The following is a 6,695-nucleotide window of genomic DNA, read 5'->3' as shown; positions in this document are numbered from 1 at the left end:
CCACCCGCCTCCGCGCCACCACGGTCCACACGGCGAGCCCCAGCACGAGCACGGTCCCCGCGCCGATCCCACCCACGGCGACCGCCTTCATCGCGGTGTTCCCGTCCGGTCCCCCGTCGCCGCCGGCCGCCGCGGCGCCGTTCGATGCCTCGGCCTTGTCCCCCGCGGTCACGTCGAACACGTCGGGCGGCACGGCGGTTCCGTCGTACGCCGCCGGTGTCCCGGCCGTACCGCTCACCCGCACACGCAGGGTCAGGTCGAACGGCCCGTCGCCGAACTTGCCGGCCATCTCCGTACTGAGGTGCACGGCCAGGTAGTACCAGCCCGCGAACCGCATCCCGCTCACCTGGTCGTCGACGTCGTACCGGTTCTCGTAGGCGACCGGGGGCAGCGGCTCCAGCGTGGCCGACTTCGCCTTGCCGTCGTATCCGGTGCCCGCGTCGTCCACGAAGGCGCGCACCGGGTTGTAGAGCGACAGGCCGAGGGCGTTGCCCAGGAATCCGTCACCGCTCGCCGGGCCCAGTTCGGCCGTGGCGTAGAGCTGCTGCCCCCAGTCGACCGGAACACGGTAGAAGAGCGTCTGCCCGGCCCGGATCCCGTCCTTCCAGACGCCCTGTTCCAGGGAACGCGCCTCGTTGAAGCTCGTACCGCCCCTACGAATCCTGGCGGGGCCGTCGACCGCTTGCGGGGACGCGGAGTCCCACACCTCGGGGGCGGTCGTCGAAGCGGCCTTCTTCAGTGCGGGCTCCGACACGTACCGAAGCTCCAGCTCCCAGTCGTCCGGCGAGGACCCGGCACCGCCGATGCGCTCGACGAGCACGGAGTACGCCCCCGCGGTCTTGCAGGTGTACGTGCCGGGACCCGCCCTGCGCGAGGCCCAGGCGGTGATCGGCCGTGGGCTCTCGGTGGGCCCGAACCTGGCGGCACCGGCGTCCCCGGAGAAGCACTTGTTGCCATTGGGGTCCTGCAGGGACACCTTGATGCCGTCCGAGTACACGGCCTTCGTTCCCGCCTTGGGGACGGCGGTGACCGACACATAGGCCGTGGACACGGCGTCGAGCCGCAGCCTGTAGTAGAGCTTCCCCTTGTCTCCGACGGAGCTCCGATAGGTCGTGCCGGGTGTCAGCCGTACGGCATCCGTAGGTGCCGTCGCCCCCTCGACCTGCTCGGCGCCTGCGGCGAAGCGGTAGGGAGGGGGAGTGCCGGCCGCCGTCGCCTGTCCCGCCGAGGCCACGGCCGCGAAGAGCGCCGCCGCCCCGGCCAGGACCGTACGGCCGCGCCACCGTCCCGTGCGCCGCCCCATCACGCGCCACCCCTCGCCGTAGCACCGGATCGTCACTCACCGGGCGTCCGCGGACCGGTGCCGGCGCTGTCCCGACGCTGTCCCGGACGTCCGTGAAGCCTCGACCATCCTGCCCCTCAGGACGCCGCGCCACCCCTTGTTCGGCCACGCAAGCGCTTCCTGTGACGTCCACGACGCCTGACGTCCACAACGCGCTGTCCCGGCCCTGCCCCGACCCTGCTCCGGCAACACAAAACCCCGACCGCAAGGCGGCCGGGGTCTGTACTAAGGCTGTCGTCGATGCTCACGAACCCGTGGGCACGGAGTCGGTCGCCTCCGTCCACAGATCCTGCTCGGCGCGATCCGCCTGGATCTGGCGGTACACGAGGAGCCCGCCGATGGCGGCCAGTGCGACCAGGAGAAGCTTCTTCACCGCGAGACCTCGTCTTTCCTTGGCGTAGGGGACTTCTGCCGCCCGACTATACACACCGGCCGATACCGATCAGTGACCTGCGTGGCCGCCAACTCCCGCACGGCACACAGCAGTAGAACCGGACGCCGGCGCTCCTTTCGGAGCGTGAGAAGTCACCACACACAGTGACTTTTGCTGCTCTTCCTCGCTTTTCTGGCTTCTTGGGTCCATCCGGGTGGTGTTCATCGGAAGATCGACGCGCCACGGCCGTCGGTCCGCCACTTCGCAACCGACATACACATCATGAGGAAAGTATGCAAATCCACCCACCCGAAAGGAGAGGGACCATGACTCGCAACACGGTCGTGAACCTGTGGACCGCGGTTGTCACCGCCTTCCTCGCGCTGTGCACGTCACTCGGACTGATCACGACGAGCGCCGTCGCCGCCGTACCCGCGACGGAGGCAGCGCGCAACACCGTCACCCCGCAGGACGCGACGGCGCAGGAGGAGCCCATCTGGACCCGCCCACGGGCGAATTCCCTGCCACCCACGATGAAACAGCGCATCCACGCGGAGGCGCACGGTTCCTCACCGTCCTGCCGGCACCGCCCGCCGACGGACGCCATGGACACGGACGCCACCGGCACACGGGACAGTGCCGAGGCACCAGCGGTCGTCGCCGCCGTGAGCGCCGCAGTACCTACTGCCGTCGATACGACGGACTTCGGCGTGAGGAAACCTGTCACGAGGGATGTCGTCGCGGCACCCGCCCGTCCCTGCGGCACCACCCACCTGACGACCGGCGCCGTCGACGTACCCGCGGTACAGACCGTGCGGGCAGCACCACCGGCAACTCCGGCAGGTCAGACGGGCCCGGCAGCACCCGCCATGGATGCCGCGCCCATCAGTGCCGTCATGCTCCCCTCACAGTCCTCGGCACCGGTCCAACTCCCGGCGCCGGCTCACGCTCCCGTCCTGGCCGCCGTCGGCTCGGCAACTCGGGGATGACCTCGTACCCCCAGCATCGCCACAGGCATATGCCATCGCCTTCAGCCGACCGTTTCGCCGGCCGAGTCGCAGGCGCCCCACGACGGTCCCGGGAGGGATGGACGAATTCCGGTCAGACGGACTCCCAGGACGAGTCGACGGCGACCAGGGCTGTCAGTTCCCCCGGCAACTCCACCAGAGCGCCGCAGAAGCAGACGAAACGATCGTCCATCGAGGCCGGCGCACCGAGGTCGATCGTCAGAATCGCCGCGACCTCGCGCACTAATTCACCGGTAGCCGTACCGCGCGCCACCAGGATGCTTACTTCGTCAGGGTCCCAGATGGCGGTCTTCGGTAGGTCGTCCACCACAGAAATCACGATGCACACAGGTATCTCCCCAGGGATGCATGAGGGCATGCAGATATCCCGCTCCGGGAGGCCAGCGGCCTACCGATCGTACCCGCACGTGTTCTCTGGGTAAGAGCTGTTGGGGTATTCCATGGAGAGTTGCCAGTCCGGAAGTGCCACTCCGCCGCTCCGGCGGCAGGACATGCGCTCCGACAGAAGGACCTGCCCACGTACGGGCCGTCAGATCGTGCGACTGAGCTGGAGCATCGCTTCGGCGTTCTTGACCAGTGCGCGCTGTCTTGATTCGGGCAACTGCCGGTACAGCTTGAGCAGTTGCGCCTCGCGTTCGTCCCCGCTGGGTCCGGGCACCGGCCGACCGACGGAGGCGAAGAACTCCCGCGGCGTGGTTCTCACGCCCCAGCGACGGAACACCTCGACCATCGCACGCAGCCGCTCCGGATCGATACGGGACGTCCCACGCGTCCGGTTCATCCAGGCGTTGAGTGTCGGATAGGAGATACCGGCCTCCGCGGCCAGGTCCTTCTGGGTCCTGCCCTGCGACTCTCCGAGAAGACGCTCAAGCAGTACGGGCAAGTCCTCGCCCTCGACAACGAAGTCCTGGTCCTGGTCTTGGTCCAGGTCCGGCTCGTCCACGTCGGACGCCCCATTCGGCTGAAAGTTCCTGGTCACAAGCTCAAGCATCAACCATCGACATCTACAAGTGCAAGTAGATCGCAGATCGATCGGTTGAGTTTCCGTAAACAGAAAGCATCGTGTCGCACCCAAGTGCTACGACACGCCCGAGTCTCCACACCTTCACATCTTCAGTCGCATGATTACCGCCGTCCGCCGGAGTTTGCCGAGTGCCACCGTCAGCTGTCCCGCTTGACGTATCTACATCTACATGCATAGTGTAGATCGCACCGATCGAGCACGCCCGGCAGCCCCCGCATCGCCTGCACGGAGGAACATCCACGTGCGAGACGGGCGGATCAACCACAGCACACCCGCCCCCTTGCCCCCTGCGACCCGCGGCCACCGCTGACCACCATCAGCCCGCCTTTCCATCCACACCCCTGGACCCCGGAACTCCGGCGCCCGCTCAGAGAATCTACATCTACGTGTATATCGAGTATTGCGTATTGCAGTCGAAGAGCACCCCGGCCCCCGGCAGAGCCCTCGTACCTGGGGCACGTCCCAGGACCCGCCCAGGACCCCAGGACGAAACCCACAAGCACTCGCGCAGAAGGAGCACCCAGCCCGTGTCCGCACAGATCAGACGAGAGACCAGACCGTGTCGGCAGACGGCCTTGACGAACGGCGGGAACGACGTGATCGCCAAGGTCGCCAATGTCGACGTGGTCGATAGGGTCGCCGAGGTGGACGGGGCCGGAGCCGACATGGTCGACCGGGCCCGGGCCGGCGACCGCGAGGCATTCGCGGCTCTCTACGTCGATCACCAGCACTTCGTATACCGGTACCTCCTCTTCCGCACCCGGAACCGGCATCTGGCCGAGGACCTCACCCAGGAGGTCTTCATCAAGGCGCTGCGCCACATCGAGAGCTTCACCTGGCAGGGCACGGCCTTCACGGCATGGCTGCTCACCATCGCCAGAAACCTGCACCTGGACGAGGTGAGGACCAAGCGCTCCCGGCTGGAAACCCTGGTCTCCGAAGTAGGGGACAGCGACACGCACGACCGCAGCGCCGAGTCCGGCGCGCTGCACACGCTGGAGACGATCGAGACCCGTGAAGCCGTGTGGAACGCCCTGCACACGCTGAACAGCCATCAGCGACAGTGCATGGAACTGCGGTTCATCGGCGAGATGTCGCCCGAGGAGACCGCCTGCGCCATGGGACGTACCGTCGGCGCGGTCAAGGCACTCACCTTCCGGGCCAGGCAGAAACTGCGTGCGGCTTCTGAGAGGGAGGCCGCGGCATGAACAGGAACCTGCCCCACGCAGAGCGCGTGATCCGTACGGCGCTCTCAGTGAGCACCTCGAACCAGGCCAGGGCCGTCGCCCACGCCCTCGATGTGGCCCGCCTGCTGGTGGATCCGGAGCGGACGTTCGGACTCGTTCTGCACCGCACGCCGAGCGGCGCCTGGGCCCGGGTACCCGGGCAGCTGACGGAACTGGAGAGGCAGGCTCTCGCCTGGGACCACTCGTGCGAGCGGGCCAGGCTGGTCGCGGCCACCATCGAGCAGCACATCGGCGGGCACCCGGATGTCGACAGCATCCGGGCCGACGGGGACTGCGTACGCGTCGAAATCCGCGTCCCCGACCAGGAGCAGTGGCGGCGGTGGCGCGCGCACTTCGGCATCAGACGCGACGCGGAGGCACCCCTGGGGCACGCGGTCGTCGGCGAGAGCCGTCATGCCGGCGTCCGCGTGTCGGTGCTCGCGCACAAGCTGCAGCAGACGCCTTGGCCCCGGCCCGTCTCTGCTCCCGCGAGCACTGGTCCTGGTCCTGGTCACGGACGCGAACACGCCACGCAGATCGAACCCGCCCCACAGATGTACGAGTACGAGGGGATCGTTTACAACCTGGCGTTGCCACAGCGGGACGCACACGGGGACGTCTGGTACTTCCACGGCGGACGGACGCCGAGCGGCATGCCTCTGCTGTCACTGGACGGCCGTTCCGAGCGGTGCACACTCGCCAATGTGACGTCCCTGATGGGGCCCTTGGTGGCACTGGAGCCAGAAACCTCCTCCGCAGCGCCCGACAAGGCCGTGACAGCCCGGCCGGACGCCTCGGCGGGTACTCCACCTCTGCCCAAGGCGCGCCGGTCCCGGGCCGTCCAGCTCACCACCGCCCGGCTCACGGTCGTTCGGACACCGACACCGGCCCCGCCACCCACCTCGGCCCCGGCACCAATGCCGACGCCAACGCCGTCGAGGCCAAGGCCCACCCCCGCGCCGGCGTCCGTGCCCGCCCTCCCGTCCTCGGCGGCCCTGTCGTACGCGGCGAGCGGACCACCCGTACCGAACACCCGGCGCGTTGGACTCGTACGCACAGGACCGGACACCTGGGAGGCCGCTGACCGCACTGCGGACCGGGCCACCGACCGGGCCGCGGCGCGGGGCGAGAAGTGATCGAGTGAGAACGCCGATCACCGGAGGCGCCGCCCCCGCCCACGACCAGGACCGCTGCCTGGACCATGACCGGAACCAGAACGGGCGCGACAGCCGCAGCAGGGCGTGGGAGTTGAGCGCCCTGTGCCGGAACGAGGACCCCGAGCTGTGGTTCTCCGGCAGAACCCGTGCGACAGCAAGAGCCCTGTGTCATTCCTGCGAGGTCCTTGAGGAGTGCCGGGCGGCCGTCATGCGACGCGAGGCCGGTCTGCCGAAGTGTGATCGAGGGGGAATCGTCGCGGGCCTGACCGGTCCTCAGCGCCACGCGCTGGAGAAGCGGCTCAAGCGGGGCCCCGTACTCCCGCCCGAGTCACCGCCCCCGCCCGGAACGCCCCTGCTCCGCAGCGAGCCGGCGCCCTGCGGCACGCGCTCGGCGTACCAGCGGCACGTACGCAGGGGTGAGCCCGTGGACGACGCCTGCCGGGCCGCCAACGCGCAGGGCGCCAGCCAGTACCGGCGAACGGGCACCACCCGCCTCCGCCCGACCGGATAAGGCCCCGCCCCGGCCCTGGCCCTTATACACATCT

General features: G+C 68.7%; 7 protein-coding genes and 1 pseudogene. 4 read left to right on the top strand and 4 right to left on the bottom strand.

The genetic code is table 11. From position 1 onward, the window contains the following. Together AOK17_RS41940 and AOK17_RS51865 are read right to left on the bottom strand one after the other, a co-directional pair. A partial coding sequence (locus tag AOK17_RS41940; protein ID WP_055617904.1) for a hypothetical protein occupies nt 1–1,303 on the bottom strand: 1,303 nt, incomplete at its 3' end. Nucleotides 1,304–1,586: 283 nt separating this feature from the next. Then, nucleotides 1,587–1,715 carry a DLW-39 family protein gene (locus AOK17_RS51865; RefSeq protein WP_003999697.1) on the bottom strand — a complete coding sequence of 43 codons (129 nt, stop codon included), beginning with the start codon at nt 1,713–1,715 and terminating at the stop codon, nt 1,587–1,589. A gap of 326 nt (nt 1,716–2,041) precedes the next feature. Here AOK17_RS51865 and AOK17_RS54200 point away from each other — a divergent pair. Further along, nucleotides 2,042–2,368 (top strand): annotated as a pseudogene (locus AOK17_RS54200) (DUF6344 domain-containing protein); the annotation flags it as partial. A 448-nt stretch (nt 2,369–2,816) separates the two neighbouring features. On the opposite strand, the gene AOK17_RS41930 reads toward AOK17_RS54200, so the two are convergent. After that, entirely contained in the window at nt 2,817–3,071 is a 255-nt protein-coding gene (locus AOK17_RS41930; RefSeq protein ID WP_055617902.1) for a hypothetical protein, read from the bottom strand. Nucleotides 3,072–3,272: 201 nt separating this feature from the next. Beyond that, complete coding sequence (locus AOK17_RS41925) at nt 3,273–3,722, bottom strand: helix-turn-helix domain-containing protein (protein WP_245697711.1); 450 nt, start codon at nt 3,720–3,722, stop codon at nt 3,273–3,275. A gap of 620 nt (nt 3,723–4,342) precedes the next feature. Between AOK17_RS41925 and AOK17_RS41920 the strand changes: the two genes are divergently transcribed. From AOK17_RS41920 to AOK17_RS49385, 3 genes are read left to right on the top strand one after another with little or no spacing between them, the layout of a single operon-like run. Further along, nucleotides 4,343–4,975, top strand: a complete 633-nt coding sequence (locus AOK17_RS41920; protein WP_245697709.1) for an RNA polymerase sigma factor — start codon at nt 4,343–4,345, stop codon at nt 4,973–4,975. After that, complete coding sequence (locus AOK17_RS41915; RefSeq protein ID WP_055617900.1) at nt 4,972–6,129, top strand: BN159_2729 family protein; 1,158 nt, start codon at nt 4,972–4,974, stop codon at nt 6,127–6,129. Before AOK17_RS41920 ends, AOK17_RS41915 begins: the two co-directional genes overlap by 4 nt. A gap of 4 nt (nt 6,130–6,133) precedes the next feature. Continuing rightward, entirely contained in the window at nt 6,134–6,661 is a 528-nt protein-coding gene (locus AOK17_RS49385) for a WhiB family transcriptional regulator (RefSeq protein WP_206190928.1), read from the top strand. Nucleotides 6,662–6,695: the final 34 nt, after the last annotated feature.

The sequence above is a fragment of the Streptomyces phaeochromogenes genome (assembly GCF_001418655.1).
Classification (GTDB): Bacteria; Actinomycetota; Actinomycetes; order Streptomycetales; family Streptomycetaceae; genus Streptomyces; species Streptomyces phaeochromogenes.
The sequence above is the reverse complement of the archived record's forward strand: the minus strand, read 5'-3'. Positions and strand labels throughout refer to the sequence as shown.

Coding starts and splice junctions, on each gene's coding strand:
- AOK17_RS41915 (WP_055617900.1), top strand. CDS start 4,972: ATGAACAGGAACCTGCCCCACGCAGAGCGCGTGATCCGTACGGCGCTC.